Below are 24,658 nucleotides of genomic sequence, written 5' to 3' on the forward strand. Positions count from 1 at the left end.
GCTACTGGTTCAGGATCTCTTCGAGTTCCTTGTTGGCGTCAGCGAGAGCGGTGGCTTCGTCCTTCTTGCCCTCGATGACGGCCCTGGCGGCGTTCTGGAAGACGGCCTTGGTCTCGTTGGCCTCGGTCCAGTTCGGGTCGGCGGGGAAGGCCTTGGCCTTGGCGAAGGCCGCGGCGAACGGGGCCTGGGCCGGGTCGGAGGCCAGTCCGGCCAGCGTGTCCGGGTAGATCGGGAGCAGGCCGCCCTCCATGGCGTACCGGTCCGCCCAGGTCTTGCTGGTGGCGAGCTTCACGTACTCGGCGCCGAGTTCCTTCTGCTGGGTGCTGCCCCAGACGGCGATGTCGTTGCCGCCGAAGAAGGAGGGGGCCTCACCGCCGGACTTGGCGGGCAGCGGGAAGAAGGCCAGCTTGTCGCCCTTGAGCTTGCCCTTGCTGTCCTGCTCGATGCCGGGCAGGTCCCAACCGGCCGTCAGGTACATGCCGACCTTGTTGTTGGCGAAGCGCTTGCGGATGTCCACCGTGTTCTGGGTCAGCCGCGACTTGCCGGACAGGCCGTCGGTGACCAGGCTGGTGTAGGTCTTGAAGCCGGCGGCGAACTTGGGGTCGGTCGTCTTGCCGACCCACTTGTCGCCCTCCTTGAGCGCGTACTCCGCGCCCTCGGACCAGGCCAGCGCGCCGAGCAGGTGGTTGGCGTCGGACCCGCCGTTGAAGGCGAAGCCGTCGACGTCGGAACCCTTCTCCGCCTTGATCTTCTTGGCGGCGGCCACGAGTTCGTCCCAGGTCTTGGGAACCTCGATCTTCAGTTCCTTGAACCAGTCGGTCCGATAGAGCACCGCGCGGGAGCCCGCGCCCCAGGGAAGGGCGTAGACCTCGCCGTCGATGGTCTCAAGGCCGAGCAGGTTCTTGGGGATCTGCGCCTGCTCACCGGCGCCCGCGAGGGCGGTGATGGGGCTGAGCGCGTCCTGGCTCTGCCAGAGCGGCACCTGGTCGTTGCCGATCTCGGTGACGTCAGGGCCGCCGTTGCCGGCGGCGGCGGCGGTGAACTTGTCGTTCACGGTCGGCCACGGGATCCACTCAAGCTTCACGGCGGCGCCGGTCACCTTGGTGAACTCGGCGTTCAGGGCCTCCATGTACTTGGCGGCGGCGGGGTTGCTGTCTCCCAGGCGCCACACAGTGAGGGTCTTGCCGGCGTACGCGGGCCCGGAGGCGGATGCCTCGGGCTTCGGCTCGGCGGCCTTCGGGGTCTCGCTCGTGCTGCAAGCAGCCAGGCCAAGGGCCAGGGCGGCCGTGGTGACCGTAGCGGCCGTGATCTTCGCGATCTTCACTAGGGTTCTCCCTTCCCGGCTAACGCGTCGGGGTTGCGCTCATCGGGTGCCGGCCTACGGTCTGCACCAGGTGGAGGACGTCACCGGGCTGATCGTCAGCGGGGGGTGACTGCTGTTAAACTAACAAGAAACTTTCTTAAAAGAAACGGGTGTTAGCGGATCGTGACGAGAGGAGGGGCGTCCATGGCGCGTAACCCCGGGACCCCGCGGCTGCTGCGCAGGTTGAATGATCGAACGGCACTGGAGCTCCTCCTGGCAGACGGGCCGCTGACCCGGGCCGAGCTGGGGGAGCGCACCGGTCTTTCCAAGGTGACCGCAGGTCAGCTGCTGTCCCGCTTGGAAGAACGGGGCCTGGTCGAAGTCGCGGGCGAGCGCGCCGGAGGGCGCGGGCCGCACGCCGCCCTCTACGGCGTGGTGCCGTCGAGCGCCTACGTCGCCGGTCTGGAGGTGCTTCCGGACAGCATCACCGTGGGTGTGGCCGACATCACAGGTAAAATCGTGGTCGAGGTGACGGTCGACCCCTCCGGCGGCAAGGACCCGGTCCGCACCGTGCACAACGCGGTCCAGCGGGCCTGCGCGTCCGCCCGGGTGAGCCTGTCGCAACTGCGCGCGTTCGTCATCGGCACCAGGGGGGTCGTCGACCCGCGCACCGGCGACGTGCGCTTCTCCTACGACCTGCCCTCCTGGCACGTCGGCGTGCTGGCCAGCCTGCGCCAGACCCTCGGCGGCTCGGTGACCATAGAGAACGACGTCAACCTCGTCGCGCTGGCCGAGCACCGGCATGGCGCGGCCGTCGGTTACGACGACTTCACGGTGGTGTGGGCGGGCATCGGCCAGGGCCTCGGCGTCATGCTCGGCGGCCGGCTGCACCGGGGCATCACCGGCGGCGCCGGGGAGATCGGCTGGCTGCCCGTCCCCGGCGAACCGCTGCCGGCCGACGTGACGCAGCCGCAGTCGGGCTCCTTCCAGCGGCTGGTCGGGAACGAGGCGCTCGCCGGACTGGCCGCCGCGCACGGCGTGGGCGGCCTCTCGGTGGCCGACCAGGTCCGTACCGCGGTCGTCAAGGGCGACGACGCCTACCTGAACGAGGTGGCGGCCCGGCTCGGCGTCGGCGTCGCGGCCGTGGCCGTGGTCCTCGACCCCGGCCTGATCGTGCTGAGCGGAGACATCGGCAGGGCCGGCGGCGACGAACTGGCCGCCAAGGTGGAGAAGGCCGTGGCCAGGGTCTGCCCGAGCGAGCCGAGGGTGGTGGCCAGCCGGGTGGCGGGCAACCCCGTCCTGCGCGGCGCGCTGGTGGCGGCGCTGGAGCAGGCCCGGGAACAGGTCTTCTCCGACACTGTGTGAGAATTTCTGCCTATGTGGCAGCCTGACGACATCGTGCTCATCTCCGATCCGCGCGTGGCCGCGATCCCGGTCCGCGAGAGCGGTGAGGAACTGGCGGACGTACGGGGCCGGCTGCGGCTCGACGATCGGCTGGCCGACGCCGACGGCTCCTACGCCCGCCTGCGGGCCGGGCTGCTCGGCAGGCTGGAGCGCGCCGAGCGCCGCCTGCCCGCCGGCTACCACCTGCTGGTCGTCGAGGGCTACCGGCCGATCGCCACCCAGCGCGGCTACTTCGAGGAGTACCGCGACGAACTGCTGGCGAGCCGCCCCGACCTGACCCCCGAGCAGGCGCACGTGGCGGCCAGCCGGTACGTCTCGCCCGTCGAGGTGGCCCCGCACACCGCCGGCGCCGCCGTGGACCTCACCCTGTGCTCGCCCGACGGCGTCGAGTACGACATGGGCACCGCGGTCAACGACAACCCCGAGGAGAGCGACGGCGCCTGCTACACCGCCTCCCCGGCGATCTCCGGGGAGGCGCGGGCCAACCGCAAGATCCTGGCGTCGGCGCTGGAGTCCGCCGGGCTGGTCAACTACCCCACCGAGTGGTGGCACTGGTCCTACGGCGACCGCTACTGGGCGCTGGCCACCGGCTCGCCGTACGCCCTCTACGGGCCGGTGCTGCCGTAGGGGCGGGCAGGCTTCCAGCGCAGCGGCTCGACCCCGCCCCCGGTGACCAGCAGGCCGGCGTGCGCCGTGACGACCTCGCCCGGCACGCCCCGCTCGTACGGCCGCCAGTCCTCGTCGGGCAGCCGGGTGCGCAGGGCGCCCGCCGCGTCCAGCGCGAACAGCCTGCCGGTCATCCCGGCCAGTGACACCGCGCCCGCCGCGTCGCCCGCCCGCTCCCAGGCCCGCGCGCCGAACGGCAGCCGCCACAGCTCGTCCCGCGTGTTGGCGACGTAGAAGGCGCAGTCGGCGACCGCGAGTCCGGTCGCGCTCTCCGGCGCGCTGCGCGTCTCCCGCCAGCCCCGGTCCTCAAGGACCAGCAGGCGGCCGGTCGTGGTGACGCCGTACAGGCCGACGCCCACCCCGCCCGCCGCCTCCCTGGGCACGGCCAGGCCCGTCACCGGCTCGGCGCCCGTGCCGGGGACCGGCTGCCAGGGCAGGTTCTGCCCGCACAGCTCCCGCCGCAGCAGCGCGCCGTCCGCGTCCACCGCGTACAGCGTGCGGCCCAGCACCGCCAGCGCCCGCACCTCCGCGGCCGGGCCGATCACCTCCCACCTGGGCACGGCCGGGGCGGACAGGCGGTCGAGCACGTTGCGGGTGATCCTGTCCACCACGGGGTCGCCCAGGGCGGCGCCCCAGTTGACCGTGGCGGCGGTGAAGACCGTGCCGAGGCCGCTGGTGAACACGCCCATCGTGGCCATGCCGCCCTGGCCGTAGGCGCTCCAGTGCCGCAGGTCGGCCGTGGCCAGCACGACGAAGGTGGGCGGCGTGCCGTCGTGGCAGGTCACCCTGGGCACGCCGGCCACCTCCTGGAACTCGGCCGCGTCGGTCTCGTAGCCCAGGCTGCCCTCGCCGAACTTGTCCCCGTCGGTCAGCCCGGTCCCCTCGAAGACCCAGTGGCCGGCGAACCGGGTGGTGTAGGACTCCTCCAGCATGCGCGGCATGTGCGCGCCCCACGCGCCCGCGCCCGCCCGGAAGCTGACGCCGGTCAGGGAGTTCTCCGGGCGCAGCGCGGCCGACCACTCGACCGTGGCCAGGCGGGGGTCGGCGACCTGGTCGGCGATGGGGTCGCGGTGGCAGACCATGGTGCGTCCGCCGTCCTCCAGGCGGATCTGCCACCAGGCGGTGTTGCCGGAGAAGAACGCGACGTTGCCGCCGCGCCTGACGAACTCCTCGACCGCGTCGCGCATGCCCGCCGACCAGTACTCGTCGTGGCCGTTGACGACCAGCAGCCGGTGGCCGGACAGCAGGTCGAGGCCGTCGTGCAGGTCCAGGTTGGAGCAGTAGGCGACCTCGTAGCCGGCCGGGCGCAGCCAGCGGGTCAGGCCCTCCTCCCAGCGCTCGGGCGGCGGGCCGCCACCCGGGCGGTCGAAGGTGACCTTCGCGACCCGGGACGGGGACTCGGTCCAGTAGACGCTCTGGCCCGGCTCGCCCGCCCGGTTGTAGGCCTGCCAGGTGGTGAACGGCACGCTGAGCAGGATCGGGGCGGTCGGGACGGCTTCCCGTACGACGAAGTAGACCTCGTTGTCGGGGCACGGGACCGGGCCCGGCAGCGCGTACGGCCACGGCTCGGCGGGGCCGAAGGTGGCGCGGTAGAGGGAGCTGGGCCACTCGGCGGGCACCTGGAGTGTCCAGTTCTCGCCCGCCCGCCCCCGGTGGACCACGCGGCCGTCGGCCACGTCGGTCACGGTCACGGCGGCGGCCCGGTCGGCGACGAAGTCGAGCGTGCCGCCCTGCACGCAGGAGGTGGCGCGGGCGTAGGCGCGGACCGTCATCGGGTGGCCGCCTCGACCAGCAGGGCCTCCAGGTCGCGCAGGAAGTGTTCGATGCCGGCCTTCGGCAGGTAGCGGGTGTCGGCGGTGAGCGAGACGCCCTCGGTCGTCAGGTGCACGCAGAAGCGGCAGGCCAGATGGTCCTGGCTCATCGGCCACTCCAGTGTCGTGTCGGGCAGCGCCGCCTCGATCGCGGCCGGGTCGCAGGCCGCGGGGCCGGGGTCGGCGAAGCGCATGTCGTTGAAACAGCAGTAGGGGTGCACCTGCTCGCCGCGCCGCTCGCTCTCCTCGAGCGCGATCCGGTCCCGGTCGGCCGGGTCGTGGTAGGCGCTGCGGTAGGCGCGCAGCGAGGCCGCGCCCGCCGCCCGCAGCGTCTCCGTGAACGGCTGGCCGACGCCGAGCATGAACAGGCCCTCCATGGACAGCGTGCTGACGATGGAGACGGTGTCGCGCCTGAACCTGTTGCCGACGATCGGCAGGACCGCGCAGGTGTCCTGGCCGGAGTGCCGGCCCACCAACTGCGCCACCGCGGCCAGCAGGACGGTGGAGGTGGAGGCGCGGTGCCCGGCGGCGATCGCGCGGGCCGCCAGGTCCAGCGCGGGCGAGCGCAGCAGCGCCCGCCAGATGCGCGGGCTGTCGCCGGGACCCGGCGTGGCGAACATCGTCGAGGGCATCCGCCGGTGCCCGGCCGCCCAGTGCGCGGCGGCCTGGTCGGCGACCCGCCTGCCCTCCGGGCCGGCCTGCCAGCGGGCCAGCTCCAGCGGGCTCGGCGCGACCCCGGCCGGTGGGCGGCCGAGCAGCAGCATCCGCAGGTCGCGCACCGCCACCTCGGCGCCAGCGCCGTCGGCGGCCAGGTGGCAGAAGGCCAGCACGACCTCCGTGACCCGGTCGCCCTCCGTGCGCAGCGCGACCCGCAGCGGCCAGTCGTTCTCGTAGTCGAAGCGCTCGGCGAGCAGCTCCTCCACCGTCGCGTCGGTGACCGCCAGCCGCCCCTTCTCCACCAGCCGCTGGTACGGCTCCCGCCGCTCGCCCAGCCTGGTCCGCAGCGAGGCGTGCCGCTCGACCAGCGCGCCGAGCGCGGCCAGCACCTCGGGCACGGTCCGCGCGCTCGGCACCCGCACCCGCCTGGCGAAGGTGAAGTAGTGGTCGTCGGGCTCGGTGGCCAGGATCGCCGCCCAGATGGCCCGTTGCCCCCAGGTCAGCGGCGCGGTGCCCGCGTCGGGCCCGGCGAACTCGACGATCATCGCGCCGCGAGGTGCCCGGCCAGCAGATCCAGGTCGTCGAGCAGCTCCAGGCCGCTCTCGGTCAGGTCCACCTCCACCCCGAACTCCGACTCGATCGCGTCGATCAGCCGCATCTGGCCCACCGAGGTCAGGCCCAGCGCGGTCAGCGGCAGGCCGGTGGTGAGCGCCTCGTGCGCGGTGACGGCCCCTTCGGACGCCTCTGCGACCAGCTCGGCGAGTCTCTGCTTGATCATGTCAGCTCCCTGGCGAGGCGCTCCGCCTCTTCGTCGGTCATCTGGTCGAGCTCGGCCAGCAGGAGCTCCTCCAGCACCTGGGCCAGCCCCTCGACCGTGGGCCTGGTGAACAGCGCGCGGATCGGCACGTCGAGCGTGGCCGCCGCGCGGATCCTGGCCACCACCCGCACGGCCAGCAGCGAGTGCCCGCCGAGAGTGAAGAAGTCGTCGTGCGCGCCGCACTTCTCCACGTTCAGCACCTCGGCGAACACCTCGGCGACGAGATGCTCGGCGTCGGTGCGCGGGGCGGTGTACCCGGCGGCGCGGGCCGCCTCGGGCATGGGCAGGGCGGCCCGGTCCACCTTCCCGTTCGCGGTCAGCGGCAGCCGCTCCAGGCGCACCCACCCGCCGGGGATCATGTACGGCGGCAGCGTGGCGGCGAGGTGCGCCGCCAGCTCGTCGAAGGCGGCCTCGCCCACGACGTACCCGGCCAGCGTGTCGCCGTACGCCGCCACCGCGGCCTCGCCCACCTCGGGGTGGGCCAGCAGCCGGGCCTCGATCTCGCCGGGTTCGATCCGGTGGCCGCGCACCTTGACCTGCTCGTCCAGGCGGCCGAGGAACTCGAGCTGCCCGTCGCGGCGCCACCGGACGCGGTCGCCGGTCCGGTAGACCCGCTCGTTCCCGAACGCGGTGAAGCGGTCGGCGGTCAGCTCGGGCCTGCCCAGGTAGCCGCGCGCCACGCCCGCCCCGCCCACGTACAGCTCGCCGGGGGCGCCGGGCGGGGCCAGGCGGCTGTCGGCGTCCACCACGTACACGGTGGTGCCGGCGATGGGGCGGCCGATCGGCGGGCGGCCCGGCGTGCCGTCGAGCTCCGCGCTGGTCGCGATGATCGTCGTCTCGGTCGGGCCGTAGGTGTTCACCAACCGCACCCGGTCGCCGAACCTGGTCCGCCACCTGGCCACCGCCGCCTCGTGCACCTGCTCGCCGCCGAGCACCACCAGGCGCAGCGCCGGGGGCCAGGCGACGTCGTCGATCTGGTCGACCAGGTGGTGCCAGTACGCCGTGGGCAGGTCCAGCACGGTCACCCCGTCGAGGTGGTCGGGCAGCGTGATCGCGCCGTCCGGCAGCACCTGGACGTGGGCGCCCGTGGTGAGCGCCGGGTAGATCTCCTCGGCGTGCGTGTCGAAGCCGAGCGAGGCGAACTGCACGATCCGGTCGCCGGGGCCCAGCTCGTAGGCGTCGGCCATCCAGGCCACCCGGGCCGCCAGGTTGCGGTGGTCGACGACGACGCCCTTGGGGGTGCCGGTCGAGCCGGAGGTGTAGATGACGTAGGCGGCCTCGCCTCGCCGTACCGGGGCCGGGGGTGGGGCGCTCTCCCGGGTGTAGGCGAGCGGGACGCCGTCGGGCAGCCGGTCGGCCAGGTCGATCGAGGTGAGCACCAGCCGGGCGGCGCTGTCGGACAGCACGAACGCCAGCCGGTCGCGCGGATGGTCCGGATCCAGCGGCAGGTAGGCGGCGCCCGCCCGCCAGACGGCGAGCAGCGCCGCCACGGCGTCGGCGCCGCGGCCCAGGCACACGCCCACGATGTCGCCCGGCGCCACCCCCTTGGCCTGCAGCAGCCCGGCCAGCTCGGCGGCCCGCCGGTCCAGCTCGGCGTAGGTCAGCTCCCCGGCCGCGAGCAGCCCGGCGTGCTCCCGCACGGCTCGCGCGACCAGGCCGGGCACGTCCTCCTCGTCCCGGGCGGGCCCGCCGTCGGCCCAGCGGCGCAGCCGGGCCGTCTCGGGCTCGCCGAGCTCCAGCGCGGAGGCGTCGAAGTCCTGGTGGAGCAGCCGTTCCAGCCGGTCCCCGAGCGCCTCGACGGTGGCCCGGTCGAACAGGGCGGCGTCGTAGGAGAGCACCACCAGCATCTCGCGCTCGTCCTGCCACGCCTCCAGCATCAGGTCGAACTTGACCTGTTCGAACCCGTGCGGGAAGGGCGCCGTCCGCAGTCCCGCGAACGCGGCCGGGGCGCGGCCGGTGTCCTGGGTGTGCAGGATCGCCATCGTCTCGAACGGCGGCACCCGCTCCAGCGGCACGCTCTGGTGCGCGAACGCCTCCAGCACCGAGTCCCTGGTGCGCTCGACCAGCTCGCCGAACGACGGCGAGCCGCCAGCGTCCACGCGGATCGGCAGCGTGTCGGCGAAGTAGCCGACCACCTTGTCCAGCGCGGCCCGGTCGCGGCCCGAGGTGACGGTGGCCACCATGAGGTCGCGCCGCCCGCTCTGCCCGGCCAGCACCGCCTGGTAGGCGGCCATCAGCGTCATGAACGGCGTCGCCCCGCGCGAGCGCCCGGCCTCGGCCAGCCGCTCCGCCTGGGCGGCGGGCAGCCGGAAGGAGTGGAAGGCGCCCTTCCGCGCTCCGCCGCGCGGGCGGTCCACCGGCAGGTCGAGCGGCTGCAGCCCGACCAGCCGGTCGCGCCAGTACGCCTCGGCGGCCCCCTGGTCCTGGGCGAGCTGCCAGCGGGCCACGTCGCCGTACTGCAGCGGCGGCTCGGCCGGGGACTCGCCCGAGTACAGCGCGGCCAGGTCGTCGAGCATGACGTTGAGCGACCAGCCGTCGCCGAGGATGTGGTGCGCCACCACGCAGAGCACATGGTCGACCGGGCCCGCCTCGATCAGCGTCACCCGCAGCGGGGGCCGCTCGGCCAGGTCGAGCGGCGCGTTGGTGCGGGCCGCCACCAGCTCCGCGGCGTCGCCGCGGACGATCTCCACCGGCACCCGGCCGGGCGGCTCGACCACCACCACCGGCACGCCGTCCACCTCGGGGAAGCGGGTGCGCAGGCTCTCGTGCCTGGCGACCAGCGCGTCCACGGCCCGGCCGAACGCCTCGACGTCCAGGGGGCCGCGCAGCCGTCTGACGATCCACATGTTGTAGGCGGCGTCGTCCGGATCGAGCCGGTTCAGGAACCACAGCCGTTCCTGGGGCCGCGAGAGCGGCACGGGCGCGCCTTCCGGGCGTGGCCGTGGCCCGTCGCCTGCCTCGGCGGGCGCGTCCAGCAGTTCGGCCAGCGCGGCGACCGTGGGGCGCAGGAACAGCTCGCGCACCGGTACGGGGACCGGCAGCCGCGACATCACGACCGTGGCCAGCAGCGAGTGGCCGCCCAGCGCGAAGAAGTCGTCCTCGGCGCCCACCTCCGCGACCCCGAGCACCTCGGCGAAGACCCCCGCGACCACCCGCTCGGCGGCCGTCCTCGGCGGTACGGCAGGCGCCCGCTCCCGATCCCCGGCCCGCGGCAGCGCCTTGCGGTCCACCTTGCCGTTCGGCGTCAGCGGCAGCGCCCGCACCGCCACGATCACCGAGGGGACCATGTAGCCGGGCAGTTCGGCGGCGGCGCGCTCGCGCAGCCCGGCCGCCTCGCCGACCACGAAGGCGACCAGCAGGTCGTCCTGGACGGCGGCCACGGCCTGGCGGACACCGGGGCCGGTCTCCAGCACGGCCTCGATCTCGCCCAGCTCGATCCGGTGGCCGCGCAGCTTGATCTGGCCGTCGGTCCTGCCGACGAACTCCAGCGTCCCGTCGGGCAGGCGGCGCACCACGTCCCCGGTGCGGTAGACGCGCTCGCCCGCGTGCCGGACGAACCGTTCGGCGGTCAGGTCGGGGCGGCCCAGGTAGCCGGTCGCCAGGCCCGCGCCGCCGATCAGCAGCTCGCCGGGCACGCCCGGTGGGGTCGGCGCGCCGGAGGCGTCCACCACGTGCAGGGTGGTGTTGGCGATCGGGCCGCCGATCGACACCCGGTCGGGGGCGGGGGGCACCTCCCAGGCGGTGGACCAGATGGTGGTCTCGGTCGGGCCGTACATGTTGACCAGGCGTTTCATCCGGCCGCGCAGCTCGGCGGCCAGTTTGGGGGGCAGCGGCTCGCCGCCCGCGAGCGCGGTCAGCGGCGGCAGGTCGCCGGTGAGCAGTACCCGCCAGCCCGAGGGGGTCGCCTGGATGTGGGTGACGCCGGTGTCGGCGACGAGCCGGGCCAGGCCCACGCCGTCGCGGGCGGTGGCGGCGTCGGCGATCACCACCGTGCCGCCGGTGACCAGCGGCAGGTACAGCTCCAGGGCGGAGATGTCGAAGGAGAGCGAGGTGAGCCCGAGCCACACGTCCTCGGGTGTGGAGCCGACCAGGGAGCGCATCGCGAGCAGGAAGTTGACCAGCGCGCTGTGCGGCACCACGACGCCCTTGGGGCGGCCGGTCGAGCCCGAGGTGTACAGGACGTAGGCGGTGTCGGCGGGGTCGGGCCGGTGGTCGGTCCGCCCGCCCGTGGGGGCCACGGAGGTGAGCACGATGGCCGCGCCCGAGTCCTCCAGCACGTAGTCGACCCTGGCCTGCGGGTAGTCGGGGTCGACGGGCAGGTAGGCGGCGCCCGACATGGCGACGCCGAGCAGCGCCACCGGCGTGTCCGCGCCGCGCGGGAGCCGTACCGCGACCAGGGAGCCGCGGCCCGCGCCCCGGGCGCGCAGGTCGGCGGCGAGGGCGGTGGCGCGGGCGGACAGCTGCGCGTAGGTCAGCGAGTCGGGGCCGGAGATCACGGCCACCGCGTCCGGGGTGGCGGCGGCCTGGTCCAGGAACAGGTCGACGAGTGTCACGGGGGGCAGGTCGGCGGCGGTGGCGTTCCAGGCCGCGAAGTTCGCGCGCTCGGCGGGGGAGAGCATCTCCAGCTCGGCCACCGGCGTGTCCGGCGCGGCCAGGATGGCGGAGAGCAGGGTGAGGTAGCGCTCGGTCATCCGCTCGACGGTGTCCCGGTCGAACAGCTCCTCGCTGTAGATCGCCACGCCGAGCATCCAGCCGCCGGGCTCTTCGTGCAGGTCGAGCGACAGGTCGAACCGGGCGGGCTGCCAGCCCATCGGGAACGGCTCGGCCGCCAGCCCCGGCACCGGGTCGCCCACCTCGCCCTGGGTGTGCAGCGCGAACATCGTCTGGAACAGCGGCGTCCTGCTCAGGTCCCGCTCCAGGCCGAGCGCCCCGACCAGCCGCTCGAACGGCACCTCCTGGTGCGCCAGCGCCGCCAGCACCGCCGTGCGGGTACGGCGCAGCAGCCCGTCGAACGTCGGCCCCCCCGACAGGTCGCACCTCAGCACCATCATCGTGGACAGGTAGCCGATCACCCCGTCCTGCCCCTCGCCCGCCCGCCCGGCTGCCGACGGGGTGCCGACGCAGAAGTCCCGCTGCCCGCTGTGCCGCGCCAGCAGCACCTGGTAGGCGGCGAGCAGCACCATGTACGGTGTGCACCGCGCCTTCCCGGCCAGCTCGGCGACTCCGGCGAGCAGGTCGGCGGGCAGGTCGAACAGGACCCTGCCGCCGGTCGTGCCCCTGCGCGGCGGCCGTGGCCGGTCGGTGGGCAGCTCCAGCGCGGGCGCGCCGGTCAGCCGCTCGGTCCACCAGTCCAGGCCGGTGTCGTCGCGGCGCGGCGCGAACTGCGGCGGGTCGCCGGGCAGGTCGTGTCCGGCGTAGTGGGCGGCCACCTCGGCGCGCAGCACGTTGAAGGACCAGCCGTCGCCGTTGATGTGGTGCAGCATCACGCAGAGCACGTGCTCGCGCGGCCCGAGCCGGACGACCGTCACCCGGAACGGCGGGCGCGCCGCCAGGTCGAGGGCGGCGTTCGTGCGGGCGGCGACGATCCGTTCGGCCTCCTCGTCCGAGGCGGCCTCGACGAGCTCGACGGCGACCGGGCCCGGCGGGTCCACGACGGCCACCGGGCGCCCGTCCACCTCGGGGAAGCGGGTGCGCAGCGCGCCGTGCCTGGCCGCCGCCGCGGTGAAGGCGGCTTCAAGACGTCCGAGGTCGAGCGGGCCGCGCAGGCGGTAGGCGTAGGCCGTGTTGTAGGACGGGTCGTGCGGGTCGAGCCGGTTCAGGAACCACAGCCGTTCCTGGCCAAAGGACAGCTCCATAGGCCTTTCCCCCGAATTCGGAAAGGTGCTCTTTCTGAAAAGATTCTTAACTGTAGAGGGCTCGCCCGCAGTGTTCCACGGATCTTGACGGCGTCGCAAGGCCTTGTTTCCGGGGGCTTGTCACCATCAGGCCAGCGTGTAAGACTGGCCCCCATCGATCAATAAGGAAAGTTTCCTATTAGTTCGACGGGAGGTTTCCCGTGACTGACGCGACCCTTCCCGGCCTGCTCGACACGCGGGCCGCGAACGACCCTGATCGGGTGGCCATGACGGTCCACGGCATCGGGTCCCTGACCTTCGGCCAGTGGGCGAGCAGGTCCGACGCGGTGGCGGCGGGGCTGGTCGAGCGCGGGGTGGCTCCGGGGGACCGGGTCGGCCTGGTCTTCGGCAACGGGGACTGGCTGGAGTACGTCGTCGCGTTCATGGGCGTCGGCAAGGCGGGGGCGGTCGCCGTACCCCTGTCGGACCGGGTGCCGCGTGCGCAGGCCGACGCGATGCTGGCGCACTGCGGCGCGTCCACCGTGCTGCGGCCCGACCGGCTGCCCTACGCGAGCGGGTCCGTCTTCCGGGCCGACCGCTCGGACCTGGCCCAGATCCTGTACACCTCGGGCACCACGGGCCGGCCCAAGGGCGTGGCCGCCACACACGCCAACCTGGCGTACGGCTGCGGCGGCAAGCGCAGGCCGTTCGCGCACAGCAAGCACCTGGTGCACGCCTTCCCGATCGGCACCAACGCCGGGCAGTGGATGCTGGTCAACGCCGTGGACGCGCACCCGCAGGTGGTCACGCTGCCGCGGTTCACGCCCGGCAGGTTCGCCGCGCTCATCGAGCACTACCGGGCGGGCACGGTGTTCCTGGTCCCGGCCATGGCGATCGAGCTGCTCGCCGCGGGCGCGCCCGCCGCCAACGACCTGTCCAGCGTGCTGCTGCTCGGCTCCGCCGCCGCGCCGCTGCCCTCGCGGGTGGCCGTCCAGCTCTCCGAGGCCTTCCCGAACTCGACGATCACCAACTACTACACCTCGACCGAGGCCTCGCCCGCGCAGACCGTCATGCTCTTCGACCCGGACCGGCCCGCGAGCGTCGGCCGGCCCGCCTCCGGCGGCGCGGTGAAGATCGCCACCCCGACCGGCGTGCCGCTGCCGCCCGGCGTGACCGGCGAGGTGTGGATGCGCTGCCCGGCCGCCACCCGCGCCTACTACGGCGACCCCGAGGCGAGCGGCGAGGTCTTCCGCGCCGGCTGGGTGCGGATGGGCGACGTGGGCTACCTGGACGAGGACGGCTTCCTCTACCTGGTGGACCGGGAGAGCGACGTGATCAAGTCCGGCGCCTTCAAGGTGTCCACCATCCACGTCGAGGACGTCCTGCACCAGCATCCGGGCGTGGTCGAGGCGGCCGCGTACGGCATGCCGCACCCCACCCTCGGCAAGGCCGTCGCGGTGGCGCTCGTCGGATCCGTGGCGCACGAGGAGCTGCGGATCTTCCTGAAGGACCGGCTGGCCCCGCACGAACTGCCCGTCCGGCTGGTCACCCTCGACTCCCTGCCGCGCAACCACGGCGGCAAGATCGACAAGCGCGCGCTGCGAGAGGTGGCCACGTGACCTCTCTCGTGGACGACCGACCGGGAATCGTGTGCTCGCTCGATCCGGTGCGCGTAGCACCGCGCCACGTTTCCTCTCCCGCCTGAAGGCGGGGTTCTCCATGTTTAAGGGGTTGTGATGACTCGGTTGTCGGATGCCCAGCACGGGATGTGGATCAACGAACGGATGGGGGCGGGCACGGTTTACCACATGCCCGTCGTGATCCGCTTCGGCGCTCCGCCGGACCCGGGGGCGCTGGCCAAGGCGTGTGCGAGCGTGGTGGAACGGCACGCGCTGCTGGGGATGGCGGTCGAGGATCGGGACGGGGTGCCGTACCTGGTCCCGGCCGCGGTGCGGCCCGAGCTGGCGGAGCGGCGGGAGATCGACCTCGAACGCGGCCCGTTGATCACCTTCACGCTCTCCGGCGACGAGCTGCGCGTCGTCGCCCACCACTTGGTCTTCGACGGTCAGTCCAAGGACATCCTGGTCGCCGATCTCCTCGCCTACTACAGAGGTGCCTCACCGGAGCCCGCTCGGCCGGCGCAGACGCCCCCGGCGGGTTCGGTCGAGGGGGCTCGGGCGTTCTGGGCGGAGCGGTGGCGGGAGCCGGGGGACACCTTCGTACCCGGCGGGGCGCTGCGCTCCCGCCGCGCGGGTCCCGGCCGGGTGCTGGAGTTCTCGCTGGACCTGCCGCCGCTCGTCGAGCCCCCGCTGGACGGTCTCACCCGTTTCGAGGTGCTGCTCGCCGCCGTGCACGGCCTGCTCAACTCCTACGGCAACACCGACGTGGTCACCGCCCTCGACCTCTCCACCCGGACGCCCGCCCAGGAGGGCTGCATCGGCCCGTTCGTGAACGAGCTGCCGATCTTCTCCCGCCCGATGCCCGACGCGTCCTTCGCCGAGTTCGCCGCCTCACTGCGAGCCGAACTCAGGCAGGTGTACGCCTACCGCGACATCCCGCTCGCCCGCGCCGTCCCCGGCATCAGGCCGCACGCCGCCCTCGCCCCCGTCTCGGTGAGCTACCGCCGCGCCACGGTGGCGGAGCAGGACGTCGAGGTGGAGTGGCTGGCGTTCAACCAGGCCGTGCGCGGGGCCCTGCAACTGCAGGTCCTCGACCACGGTGACCGGCTGACCGCCTCCCTGCGCTACAACCCGGACGAGCCGGTCGCCCCCGAGCGCTTCGCCGCCGACCTGGGCGTCTGGCTGGCGGCGGTGGCCGAGGATCCGTACCGCCCGCTGAGCACCCTCGGAGCCGTAACCGGAGGCGGCGCCGAGGGCGCGGAGCTGGGCGACATTTCTGAAATGTCGCCCAGCTCACCGCGCACCCCGACCCCGGCGGCCAGCGCCCCGGGCAGCGCGGACCCGCTGCTCGCCGAGATCACCGCCATCTGGGAGGAGGTTCTCCAGATGTCGCCCATCGAGCCCGACGACGACGTCTTCGACCTGGGCGGGCACTCCCTCACCATCACCCAGATCATCGCCCGCATGCGCAAGCGCCTCAACGTGGACGTCTCCCTGGACGACTTCTTCGACAACCCCACCATCGCCGGCGTCCTCCAGGTGATCCGGAAGTGACCGCCGAGCTGCTGGAGCGCGTGTCCGCACTGGACGACGCCGACCTCGAACGCATGCTCGTGATCCGGGCCTTCGAGAACAAGCTGCTCGACCTGTTCGGCAAGGGGATGCTCAACGGCACCACCCACACCTGCCTCGGCCAGGAGTACATCCCGGTCGCGATGGAGGCGCTGCTCGCCGCCGACGACCACGTGTTCAGCAACCACCGGGGGCACGGCCACTACCTGGCCCGCTTCGACGACCCGGAAGGGCTGCTGGCCGAGATCATGGGCCGCGAGGGCGCGGTGTGCGGCGGCGTGGGCGGCAGCCAGCACATCCGCCGCGACCGCTACCTGTCCACCGGCGTGCAGGGCGAGAGCCTGCCCGTCGCCGCCGGGGTGGCCGTGCACCTGAAGCGCTCCGAGCCGGGCCGCCTGGCCTGCGCGTACATCGGCGACGGCACCTTCGGCGAGGGCGCGGTCTACGAGGCGCTGAACATCGCCGCGCTGTGGGAGCTGCCCCTGCTCGTGGTCGTGGAGAACAACGGCATCGCCCAGTCCACCCCGGCCGAGCGGCACATGGCGGGCACGATCGCGGGCAGGGCGGCCGCGTTCGGCGTCGCCCACGTCCGGATCGAGGGCTTCGACGTGGCCGCGATCAGGCGGGAGCTCGCGCCGCAGGTGGCGCGGGTGCGCCAGGGCCGCCCGCTGGTGGCCGAGTTCGTCACCCACCGCCTCGGGCCGCACAGCAAGGGCGACGACATCCGGCCGGCGCATGCCGTACCGGAGGACTGGCTGGAGCGGTACGCCGCCGCCCACCCAGGGCAGCGCGAGCGCCTCGGGGCCGTGGCGCGGGCGCGGGTAGAGGCGGTCGCGGCCGATGTGACGGGGCGTCCGCCGTCGAGGTGGGAGCGCGCGTGAGAGTGGCGGAGAACCTCAACACGGCGCTGCACGCGCTGATGGAGTCGAGGTCCGATCTGTACGTGCTCGGTGAGGACGTGGCCGACCCGTACGGCGGCGCGTTCAAGATCACCAAAGGGTTGTCGACCCGCTTCCCCGGCCGAGTGCTGACCACGCCGATCAGCGAGAACGCCATCACCGGCGTGGCCGCCGGACTCGCCCTGTCGGGTGACGCGGCGATCGTCGAGATCATGTTCGGCGACTTCGCCGCCCTGGCCTTCGACCAACTGCTGAACTTCGCCTCCAAGTCCGTCTCGATGTACGGCTCACGCGTCCCGATGCGCATGGTGGTGCGCTGCCCGGTCGGCGGCGGCCGGGGCTACGGGCCGACGCACAGCCAGAGCCCGCAGAAGCACTTCGTCGGCATTCCGGGCCTGGCGCTGTACGAGATGTCGCCGTTCCACGACGGCCTCGCCGTGTTCGAGGAGATGCTCGCCCGCGAGGAGCCGTGCGTCCTGTTCGAGGACAAGGTGCTCTACACCCGCCCGATGCACGAGGTCGCCGACCCGTTCACCGTGACGGTCGCCGACGGCGTGGCGCGGGTGTCGCTCGGCGAGCCGCCCGACTGCGTGATCATCGCCCCGGGCGGCGTGGCCCACCGGGTGATCGCCGCGATGCGCTCCCTCCTGCTGGAGGAGGAGATCGCCTGCGACCTGCTGGTGCCCGCCCGCCTCTACCCGTTCGACGTGGACGTGCCGCCCGCGCGGCATGTGTTCGTCGTCGAGGAGGGCACGGCGGGCGGCACCTGGGGGGCCGAGGTCGCCCACCTGGTGCACGCCCGCCACTGGAACTCGCTGGCCGGTCCGGTCACGCTCGTCCATTCCGCCGACTCCGTCATCCCCACCGCCGCGCACCTGGAGCGCGAGGTGCTGGTGGGGGAGCAGGCCGTCCACCGGGTGATCAGGGAGACCCTTCGTGGCTGAGCTGCGCGTGCCCAAGCTGAACAACAACGACACCGAGTACCTGCTGGTCGAGTGGCTGGTCCCGGACGGGGCCGAGGTCCACGAGGACGACGCGGTGGCGCTGGTGGAGACCTCGAAGGCGGCCGAGGAGTTGCCCGCGGACGCGACCGGCGTGCTGCGGCACGCGATCGCGGCGGGCACCTGGTGCCGCCCCGACGCGGTGATCGCCACCATCTCATCGGACCCCGCCCCGGCCGTCCCCGCCCCGGTGGCGGACGCCGCCGGTGAGGACGGGCCGCTGATCACCGCGCCCGCGCGGCGGCTCATCGACGAGCGCGGCATCACCGAGGAGCAGATCAGGGCGCTCGGCCTCAAGGTGGTCAAGGCCGCCGACATCGAGAACCTGCGAGGAGGCGGCCATCACGAGCTCCCCCGGGTGCAGCGCGCCGTCGCCAGGGCCGTCGAGCTCTCCCACCAGACCATCCCGGCCGCCTACCTGGCTGTCCGGATGAACCTCGCCGGCGCCGTCGAGCACGCCAGGCAGGCCACCAAGGAGTTCCGCAGGCCGGTCGGCCTCGCCGAGCTCTTCGTCCAGGCCGTCGCGGGGCTGCACGCGGACTTCCCGCTCTTCTTCGCCGCCATCGACGGCACCCGGGCCACCCTGTCCGAGGCGCCGCACATCGGCGTCACCGTCGACCTGGGCGAGGGGCTGTATGTCCCGGTGGTCCACGACGCGGCGAGCCGTACCACCAAGGACCTGGCCGTCACGCTCATGAAGCATCGCGTGGCCGCGACCACCGGCGAGTTCAAGGAGTCGGACCTGACCGGCGCCAACTTCGTCGTCACCCTGCACACCGAGGGCGACGTCGTGCTGGCCATCCCGTTCGTCTTCCCCGGCACCGTCTGCGCGCTGGCCGTCACCTCGCCGCAGGACGGCGGGCACGCCGACATCGGCCTGGCCTACGACCACCGCCTGATCAACGGCAGGGACGCGACCCTGTTCATGAGCGCGCTCAAGGCCGCCGTCGAAGGGCTGGGTTGATGTCCGTCGTCGACCTGTCGTCGGCCAAGAAGGAGTTGCTGCGCCGCCGCCTGCAGGCCCGGCAGGGCGCCCAGGCGATCCCGCGCCGCCCGGAGGGCACCGAACCGCCGCTCGCCCCCGCCCAGGAACCGCTCTGGTTCATGGAACACTTCACCCCGGGCACCGCCACCTACACGGTCGTCCTGGCGGTACGGCTCCGCGCCCCTCTCGATCCCGTCGCCCTCGCCGCCGCCCTGAACGCGCTCCCCGAACGGCACGAGAGCCTGCGCCACCGCTTCCCCGCGACCGAGGACGGCCTGCCCGCCGTACATGTGGCCGCGCGCACGGAGGTGCCGCTCGACCTGCGGCGGGCGGGCTCCGAGGAGGAGGTCGTCGCGCTCGTCGACGACGCCTCCGCCCAGCCGCTGGACATGGCGCAGGGACCGCTGCTCAAGGCGATGGCGGTGTCGCTGGCCGACGAGCACCATGTGCTCGCGCTGCTGGTGCACCACCTCGTCGCCGACGGGCAGTCGGCCCAGCTCCTCATGCGCGACCTGCTCGCCCTCTACCGCGGCGAGGACCCGCCCGCGCCCGCCGTACGGTACGGCGACGTCGCCCTGTGGCAGCGCGAACGCGACCACGGGCGGGAGCTGGCGTACTGGCTGCGCGAGCTGGACGGCCTGCCGCGGGTGGAGCTGCCGCTGGACCGGCAGCGGCCGGCCCGGCAGTGCTTCGAGGGCGCGACCCACGTCCGCGAGCTCGACGCGGACCTGGTGCGCGAGGTGGCCCGGCTGGGCAGGAGCCACGGTGCCACCATCTTCATGATGCTGCTCGCCGCCTTCCAGGTCCTGCTGTCGCGGCTGTCGGCCGCCGACGACGTGGCCGTCGGCACGCCCGTGGCGGGCCGGACCCGGCCCGAACTGGACGACGTGGTCGGCATGTTCGCCAACACGCTGGTGCTGCGCGCCAGGCTGGAGGCCGACCCGAGCTTCGCCGAGCTGGTCGCGGCGACCAAGGAGAGCGTCGTCGACGCGCTGGATCACCAGGAGCTGCCGTTCGCCGTGCTGGTGGACGCGCTCGGCGCGCCGCGCGACCCCAGCAGGCAGCCGCTCGTCGACGTGCTGTTCTCGATGCACGACCTGGCCGAGCCGGGCGACGAGCACTTCCCGCTGAAGCCGGGCTCGGCCCGGCACGACCTGGAGCTGTACGTCGTGCCGGGCGGCGACGGCCTGGCCTGCGCCTTCACCTACAAGACCACGCTGTTCGACGAGGCGACGATCGCCAGGGCGGCCGGGCACTTCGAGGCGCTGCTGCGCGCCGCCGTGGCCGCACCCGAGACGACGGTGAGCCGCCTGCCGCTGCCGGTCGAGCCGGTCGACGCCTGGAACGACACGGCCGCCGACTTCCCCGACGGGCGGACCCTGCACAGCCTGGTCGAGGAGCAGGTGGCCCGTACCCCGGACGCGGTCGCGGTGACGTTCGAGGGCGAGTCGCTGACGTACCGGGAGCTGGACGAGCGGGCCAACCGGGTGGCGCGGCGGCTCGCCGGGCTGGGCGCGGGCGGGCTGGTGGCGATCTGCGCCGAACGCTCCGCCGAGCTGGTCGTCGGCCTGCTCGGCATCCTCAAAGCGGGCGCCGCGTACGTGCCGCTGGACCCGGAGTACCCGGCGGACCGGCTGGCGTTCATGCTGGCCGACGCCGCCGCGCCCGTCGTGCTCACCCAGACCCGCCTGGCCGCCAGGCTGGCCGGCGGCGGCGCGATCATCCTGCCGCTCGACCACGCCCCGGTCTGGGCGGACCTGCCCGCGACCGCCCCCGAGGTCACCGCGGGCGAGACCGCCTACATGATCTACACCTCGGGCTCCACCGGGAGGCCCAAGGGCGTGCCGAACGGCCACCGCGGCATCGTCAACCGGCTCGACTGGATGCAGAAGCGGTACCGGCTCACCGCCGCCGACACCGTCCTGCAGAAGACCCCCGCCGGGTTCGACGTGTCGGTATGGGAGTTCTTCTGGCCGCTGCTCACCGGCGCCCGCCTGGTGCTGGCCCGGCCGGGCGGCCACCGCGACCCCGCCTACCTGCGCGACCTGATCAACGCCGAGCACGTCACCACGCTGCACTTCGTCCCCTCCATGCTGGCCGCCTTCCTCGCCGAGGAGGGCGTGGCCACCTGCACCTCGCTGCGCACGATCATCTGCAGCGGCGAGGAACTCCCCGTCGACCTGGCCCAGCGCTGCCTGCGCGCGCTCCCCGCCGACCTGCACAACCTGTACGGCCCGACCGAGGCCGCCATCGACGTCTCCTCCTGGCAGTGCACCATCGACGCCCTGGAGGGCCGCGCGAGTGTCCCGATCGGCGCCCCCATCCAGAACATCACCCTGCACGTCCTGGACCGGCACGGCGAGCCCGTCCCCGTCGGCGTGCCCGGCGAGCTGTACATCGGCGGCGTCGGCGTCGCGCTCGGCTACCACAACCGCCCGGAGCTGACGGCCGAGCGGTTCGCCGGCGGACGCTACCGGACCGGCGACGCCGCCCGCCGGCTGCCGGACGGCACCGTCGAGTTCCTCGGCCGCCTCGACGGCCAGGTCAAGCTGCGCGGCCTGCGGATCGAACCGGGCGAGATCGAGGTGGCGCTGCGCGAGAAGGCCGGCGTCCACGAGGCCGTCGTCCTGGTCCGCGACGAGCGGCTGGTCGCCTACGTCGTCGGCGGCCCCGCCGAACCGGCCGCCCTGCGCGCGGCCATCCGCGGCTTCCTGCCCGAGTACATGCTGCCCGTCACGTTCGTCTCGCTGGACAGGCTGCCGCTCACCCCGAACGGCAAGCTCGACCGCAAGGCCCTGCCCGCCCCCGTGCTGTCGGCCGACGCCGAGTACGCCGAGCCCACCGACGACACCGAACGCGCCATCGCCGAGGTGTGGGCGCAGGTGCTGTCGGCCGAACGGGTCGGCATCGACGACGACTTCTTCGACCTCGGCGGCCACTCGCTGCTGGCCGTCCAGGTGGTCGCCAAACTCCGCAAGGCGGGCGTCGGGCCGGTCGGGCTGGTGGACCTGTTCACCTATCGGACCGTGCGCGAACTGGCCGCCTTCGCCTCCGGCGACAGCGGGCCGAGGCCGCTGCTGCAGCGGCTGACCGGGCCGCGCGCGGCGAAGGTCTCCTACGTGTGCGTGCCGTACGGCTCCGGCAGCGCCATCGTCTACCAGCCGCTCGCCGACGCGCTCCCCGCCGACCAGGCGCTGTACGCCCTGGCCATCCCCGGCCACGACGTCGGCCTGGAGGAGGAGCCGCTGGACTTCGAGGAGCTGGCCGCCAGGACCACCGAGGAGATCCTGGCCGTCGAAGGCCCCCTGGTGATCTACGGGCACTGCGGGGTCGGCGCCGCCCTGGCCGTCGAGCTGGCCCGGCGGGTCGAGGCCGCGGGCCGCGAGGTCGAGGCCCTGTACATCGGTGCGATCTTCCCCTTCGCCCGCCCGCGCGGCCTGCTCCGCTCGCTGAACCGGTTGGGCCTCATGGACCGCCTGCGCTCCAGCCAGAGCGACATCAACCGCCTCAAGGCTCGCGGCGTCGACCTGGAGGAACTCGAACCGGGCGTCGCCGACCGCATCATCCGCACCATGCGCCACGACTCCCGCGCCGCGGAGAAGTACTTCACCACCCTCTTCGACACCCCCGACCGGGTACGGCTGCGCGCCCCCGTCATCTCGGTGATCGGCGAGCGCGACCCCGCCACCGACTTCTACGAGGAGCGCTACCGCGAGTGGGGGTTCCTCAGCGACACCACCGCGCTGGTCGTGCTGGACGAGGGCGGCCACTACTTCCTGCGCTACCGCGCCGACGAGCTCGCCGACGTCCTGCGGACCCACCACGCGCTGGAGCCCACCGACCGCTCCGGCAGCTGGTGGGTGCACGCGGTCTCCGGGGCGGCCCAGCCCAAGGAGGCGGGGGTCAAGCCGAGCATGCGGCGCTTCCTGACCGTCGCCGCCGGACAGCAGATCTCGATGATCGGCTCGGCGCTGACCGGCTGGGCGCTGCCGATCACGATCCTGGTGGACTCGGGCTCGATCGCGCAGTTCTCCATCCTGGCCGTGCTCAACCTGGCCGGGCTGCTCATCTCGCCGCTGGCCGGGGCGATCGTCGACCGGGGCGACCGAAGACGCGTCCTGCTGCTGGCCGACTGCGCCTCGGTGGGCGTCCAACTGGTGCTGGCCGGGCTGCTCCTGTACGGCGAGCTGCGGCTCTGGCAGGTCTACGTGCTGATCGTGGCCCTGTCGGTGGCCACCAGCTTCCAGCGGCTGGCCTACTCCTCGGCCGTGCCGCAGCTCGTGCCCAAGCACTACCTCGGGCACGCGGTGGGCGTCACCCAGATGACCAACGGCGTCGCCCAGCTCGTCGTGCCGCTGATGGCGGCCGGGCTGCTGGCCTGGATCGGGCTCGGCGGCATCGTCGCCGTCGACGTGGCCAGCTACCTGTTCGCGATCGTCGTGGTGCTGCTGGTCAGGTTCCCGAACACGCTGCCGTGGCGGCCGCGCGAGCCGCTGACCACCGAGATCCGCAAGGGCTTCGCCTACACCTGGCACGAGAGCGGGCTGCGCGCCATGCTCGGCTGGTTCGCGGTGCTCAACATCTTCCTGTCGCCGCTCCTGCTGCTGGTCTCACCGCTGGTGCTGTCGTTCGGCACGCTGGCCGAGGTCAGCGTGATCTCGGTGGTGACCGGGCTCGGCGTCCTGCTCGGCGGGCTGACCATGGCGCTGTGGGGCGGGCCGCGGCAGCGCCGCTTCCGGGGCGTGCTGGTCGCCACCGTGGCGATCGCCGCCGGGAGCGTCGTCACCGGGCTGTCGCCGTCGCTGGTGCTGATCGGGATCGGCGCGTTCGCGCTGACGTACGCGCTGACGCTGATGAACGGGATCTACTCGCTGATCGTGCAGATCAAGGTGCCCTACCGCTACCACGGCCGGGTGTTCGCGCTGAACACGCTGGTCGCCTGGTCCACGCTGCCGATCGGGATGGGCCTGGTGGCGCCGCTCGGGGCCGCGCTGTTCGACCCGATGCTCGCTCCGGGCGGCGCGCTCGCCGGGACCGTCGGCGCCGTGATCGGCGTGGGCCCCGGGCGCGGCATCGCCTTCCTGTACATCGTGTGCGCGCTCGGCATGCTGCTGGTGGTAGCGGGCGCGCTGCGGCTGCGGCGGCTGGCCCGCTTCGACGCCGAGGTCCCCGACGCACTGCCGGACGACCTGGTGGGCGTCGAGACGATCACCGCCAGAACCGGCTCGGCCGAACCGTCCGGAGCTAGGACAGGCGGCTGACCAGGCGGGGGAGGTCTTCGGCCAGCCTGGTCAGCCTGGCCAGCGTGCGGTCCCGCTCGTCGCCCTCGGCGCGGCCGAGGAAGCCCAGGTAGCCGCGTACCCAGCCGCCGAACACCCACGGCTCGGCGGGCAGCCCGCCGTAGCCGCGCACGGCGGCGTCGAACCGCTCCAGGTCGACGCCGCCGTCCAGGCGGGCCGCCCAGTCGAGCGCGACACCCGCCGCCTCCTGCTCGGCCACGTACGCCCCGGCGGTGTCCCAGTCGATCAGCGCCAGCGACCCGTCGACCCGCAGCAGCACGTTCTTCGGGTGCAGGTCGCCGTGCGTCCGCACGACGGTCCCGCCGCCCTCCGGCCGCTCGGTGGCCTCCAGCAGCGAGCCCAGCCGATCGTCGCCCGCCTCCACTGAGCCGCCTGTGTCCTCGGGGTCGGCGCCGGATCCGGCGCGATGGACGTCCGCCAGCAGGGCGCCCATGTGCTGAGCCAACTCGGGGGTCAGCTCGGCCAGAGTCGGGCCCCTGCCGTCCAGCCAGCGGTGCACCCGTACCCAGGCGCCGTCCAGCTCGGCGGCGTACGCGCCGTCCGGCGAGGCCACCGGAGCGGGCACCTGGACGCCCGCCGCCAGCGCCGCCAGCTCGATGGCGACCGCGCTCCCGGGCGGCGGCCCGCCCATCCGCTTCACCGCGTACGCCCCGGTGATCGTGTCGATCCGCCAGACGTCGTTGTGGTGGAAACCGGCCACCCGCATCCCCGGTGTCACCGCCATCCCGAGCCCGAACCTGTCGCAGACCGCGGCCACATCAAGATCGTCCACCTGTCTAGTCTGCCGCAA

At 73.4% G+C, this 24,658-nt stretch carries 14 protein-coding genes; 8 read left to right on the forward strand and 6 right to left on the reverse strand.

The genetic code is table 11. The annotated features are described in order from the left end of the window. Position 1: 1 nt before the first annotated feature. Entirely contained in the window at positions 2–1,324 is a 1,323-nt protein-coding gene (locus ABZ911_RS12710) for an extracellular solute-binding protein (RefSeq protein WP_358054674.1), read from the reverse strand. A 183-nt stretch (positions 1,325–1,507) separates the two neighbouring features. Between ABZ911_RS12710 and ABZ911_RS12715 the strand changes: the two genes are divergently transcribed. Together ABZ911_RS12715 and ABZ911_RS12720 are read left to right on the forward strand one after the other, a co-directional pair. Then, a complete protein-coding gene (locus tag ABZ911_RS12715; RefSeq protein ID WP_358054675.1) occupies positions 1,508–2,668 on the forward strand; it encodes an ROK family transcriptional regulator in 1,161 nt (386 codons plus the stop codon). Between the two features lie 12 nt (positions 2,669–2,680). Beyond that, positions 2,681–3,334 (forward strand): M15 family metallopeptidase, encoded by a 654-nt coding sequence (locus ABZ911_RS12720; protein ID WP_358054676.1) that lies wholly within the window; start codon positions 2,681–2,683, stop codon positions 3,332–3,334. Here the strand turns inward: ABZ911_RS12720 and ABZ911_RS12725 are convergent. The 4 genes from ABZ911_RS12725 to ABZ911_RS12740 are packed head-to-tail and all read right to left on the reverse strand — an operon-like array spanning position 3,313 to position 12,513. Beyond that, positions 3,313–5,145 carry a N,N-dimethylformamidase beta subunit family domain-containing protein gene (locus tag ABZ911_RS12725; RefSeq protein ID WP_358054677.1) on the reverse strand — a complete coding sequence of 611 codons (1,833 nt, stop codon included), beginning with the start codon at positions 5,143–5,145 and terminating at the stop codon, positions 3,313–3,315. The genes ABZ911_RS12720 and ABZ911_RS12725 overlap by 22 nt on opposite strands. Continuing rightward, positions 5,142–6,386, reverse strand: a complete 1,245-nt coding sequence (locus ABZ911_RS12730; RefSeq protein WP_358054678.1) for a condensation domain-containing protein — start codon at positions 6,384–6,386, stop codon at positions 5,142–5,144. The genes ABZ911_RS12725 and ABZ911_RS12730 overlap by 4 nt, the downstream gene beginning before the upstream one ends. Continuing rightward, entirely contained in the window at positions 6,383–6,619 is a 237-nt protein-coding gene (locus ABZ911_RS12735) for an acyl carrier protein (RefSeq protein WP_358054679.1), read from the reverse strand. Before ABZ911_RS12735 ends, ABZ911_RS12730 begins: the two co-directional genes overlap by 4 nt. Beyond that, the gene (locus tag ABZ911_RS12740; protein ID WP_358054680.1) at positions 6,616–12,513 is read right to left on the reverse strand and encodes an amino acid adenylation domain-containing protein; all 5,898 of its coding nucleotides are present in this window, start codon (positions 12,511–12,513) and stop codon (positions 6,616–6,618) included. Before ABZ911_RS12740 ends, ABZ911_RS12735 begins: the two co-directional genes overlap by 4 nt. A 200-nt stretch (positions 12,514–12,713) precedes the next feature. Here ABZ911_RS12740 and ABZ911_RS12745 point away from each other — a divergent pair, with 200 nt between their 5' ends. The 6 genes from ABZ911_RS12745 (at position 12,714) to ABZ911_RS12770 (ending at position 23,829) form a co-directional block, all read left to right on the forward strand. Continuing rightward, positions 12,714–14,111, forward strand: coding sequence for an AMP-binding protein (locus ABZ911_RS12745; RefSeq protein WP_358054681.1), 1,398 nt, complete (start codon positions 12,714–12,716; stop codon positions 14,109–14,111). Positions 14,112–14,228: 117 nt separating this feature from the next. Further along, positions 14,229–15,665: a condensation domain-containing protein gene (locus ABZ911_RS12750; protein ID WP_358054682.1), complete on the forward strand. Its 1,437-nt coding sequence runs from the start codon at positions 14,229–14,231 to the stop codon at positions 15,663–15,665. Then, the gene (locus tag ABZ911_RS12755) at positions 15,662–16,564 is read left to right on the forward strand and encodes a thiamine pyrophosphate-dependent dehydrogenase E1 component subunit alpha (protein WP_358054683.1); all 903 of its coding nucleotides are present in this window, start codon (positions 15,662–15,664) and stop codon (positions 16,562–16,564) included. The genes ABZ911_RS12750 and ABZ911_RS12755 overlap by 4 nt, the downstream gene beginning before the upstream one ends. Further along, entirely contained in the window at positions 16,561–17,526 is a 966-nt protein-coding gene (locus ABZ911_RS12760) for a transketolase C-terminal domain-containing protein (RefSeq protein WP_358054684.1), read from the forward strand. Before ABZ911_RS12755 ends, ABZ911_RS12760 begins: the two co-directional genes overlap by 4 nt. Next, complete coding sequence (locus ABZ911_RS12765) at positions 17,519–18,547, forward strand: 2-oxo acid dehydrogenase subunit E2 (protein WP_358054685.1); 1,029 nt, start codon at positions 17,519–17,521, stop codon at positions 18,545–18,547. The genes ABZ911_RS12760 and ABZ911_RS12765 overlap by 8 nt, the downstream gene beginning before the upstream one ends. Further along, complete coding sequence (locus tag ABZ911_RS12770; protein WP_358054686.1) at positions 18,547–23,829, forward strand: amino acid adenylation domain-containing protein; 5,283 nt, start codon at positions 18,547–18,549, stop codon at positions 23,827–23,829. Before ABZ911_RS12765 ends, ABZ911_RS12770 begins: the two co-directional genes overlap by 1 nt. Here the strand turns inward: ABZ911_RS12770 and ABZ911_RS12775 are convergent. After that, complete coding sequence (locus ABZ911_RS12775) at positions 23,813–24,640, reverse strand: phosphotransferase (protein WP_358054687.1); 828 nt, start codon at positions 24,638–24,640, stop codon at positions 23,813–23,815. The two genes, ABZ911_RS12770 and ABZ911_RS12775, sit on opposite strands and share 17 nt — an antisense overlap. Between the last annotated feature and the right edge of the window lie 18 nt (positions 24,641–24,658).

Source organism: Nonomuraea sp. NPDC046570, assembly GCF_040645915.1.
Taxonomy (GTDB): domain Bacteria; phylum Actinomycetota; class Actinomycetes; order Streptosporangiales; family Streptosporangiaceae; genus Nonomuraea.

Coding starts and splice junctions, on each gene's coding strand:
- ABZ911_RS12715 (WP_358054675.1), top strand. CDS start 1,508: ATGGCGCGTAACCCCGGGACCCCGCGGCTGCTGCGCAGGTTGAATGAT.
- ABZ911_RS12720 (WP_358054676.1), top strand. CDS start 2,681: ATGTGGCAGCCTGACGACATCGTGCTCATCTCCGATCCGCGCGTGGCC.
- ABZ911_RS12725 (WP_358054677.1), bottom strand. CDS start 5,145: ATGACGGTCCGCGCCTACGCCCGCGCCACCTCCTGCGTGCAGGGCGGC.
- ABZ911_RS12730 (WP_358054678.1), bottom strand. CDS start 6,386: ATGATCGTCGAGTTCGCCGGGCCCGACGCGGGCACCGCGCCGCTGACC.
- ABZ911_RS12735 (WP_358054679.1), bottom strand. CDS start 6,619: ATGATCAAGCAGAGACTCGCCGAGCTGGTCGCAGAGGCGTCCGAAGGG.
- ABZ911_RS12740 (WP_358054680.1), bottom strand. CDS start 12,513: ATGGAGCTGTCCTTTGGCCAGGAACGGCTGTGGTTCCTGAACCGGCTC.
- ABZ911_RS12750 (WP_358054682.1), top strand. CDS start 14,229: ATGACTCGGTTGTCGGATGCCCAGCACGGGATGTGGATCAACGAACGG.
- ABZ911_RS12770 (WP_358054686.1), top strand. CDS start 18,547: ATGTCCGTCGTCGACCTGTCGTCGGCCAAGAAGGAGTTGCTGCGCCGC.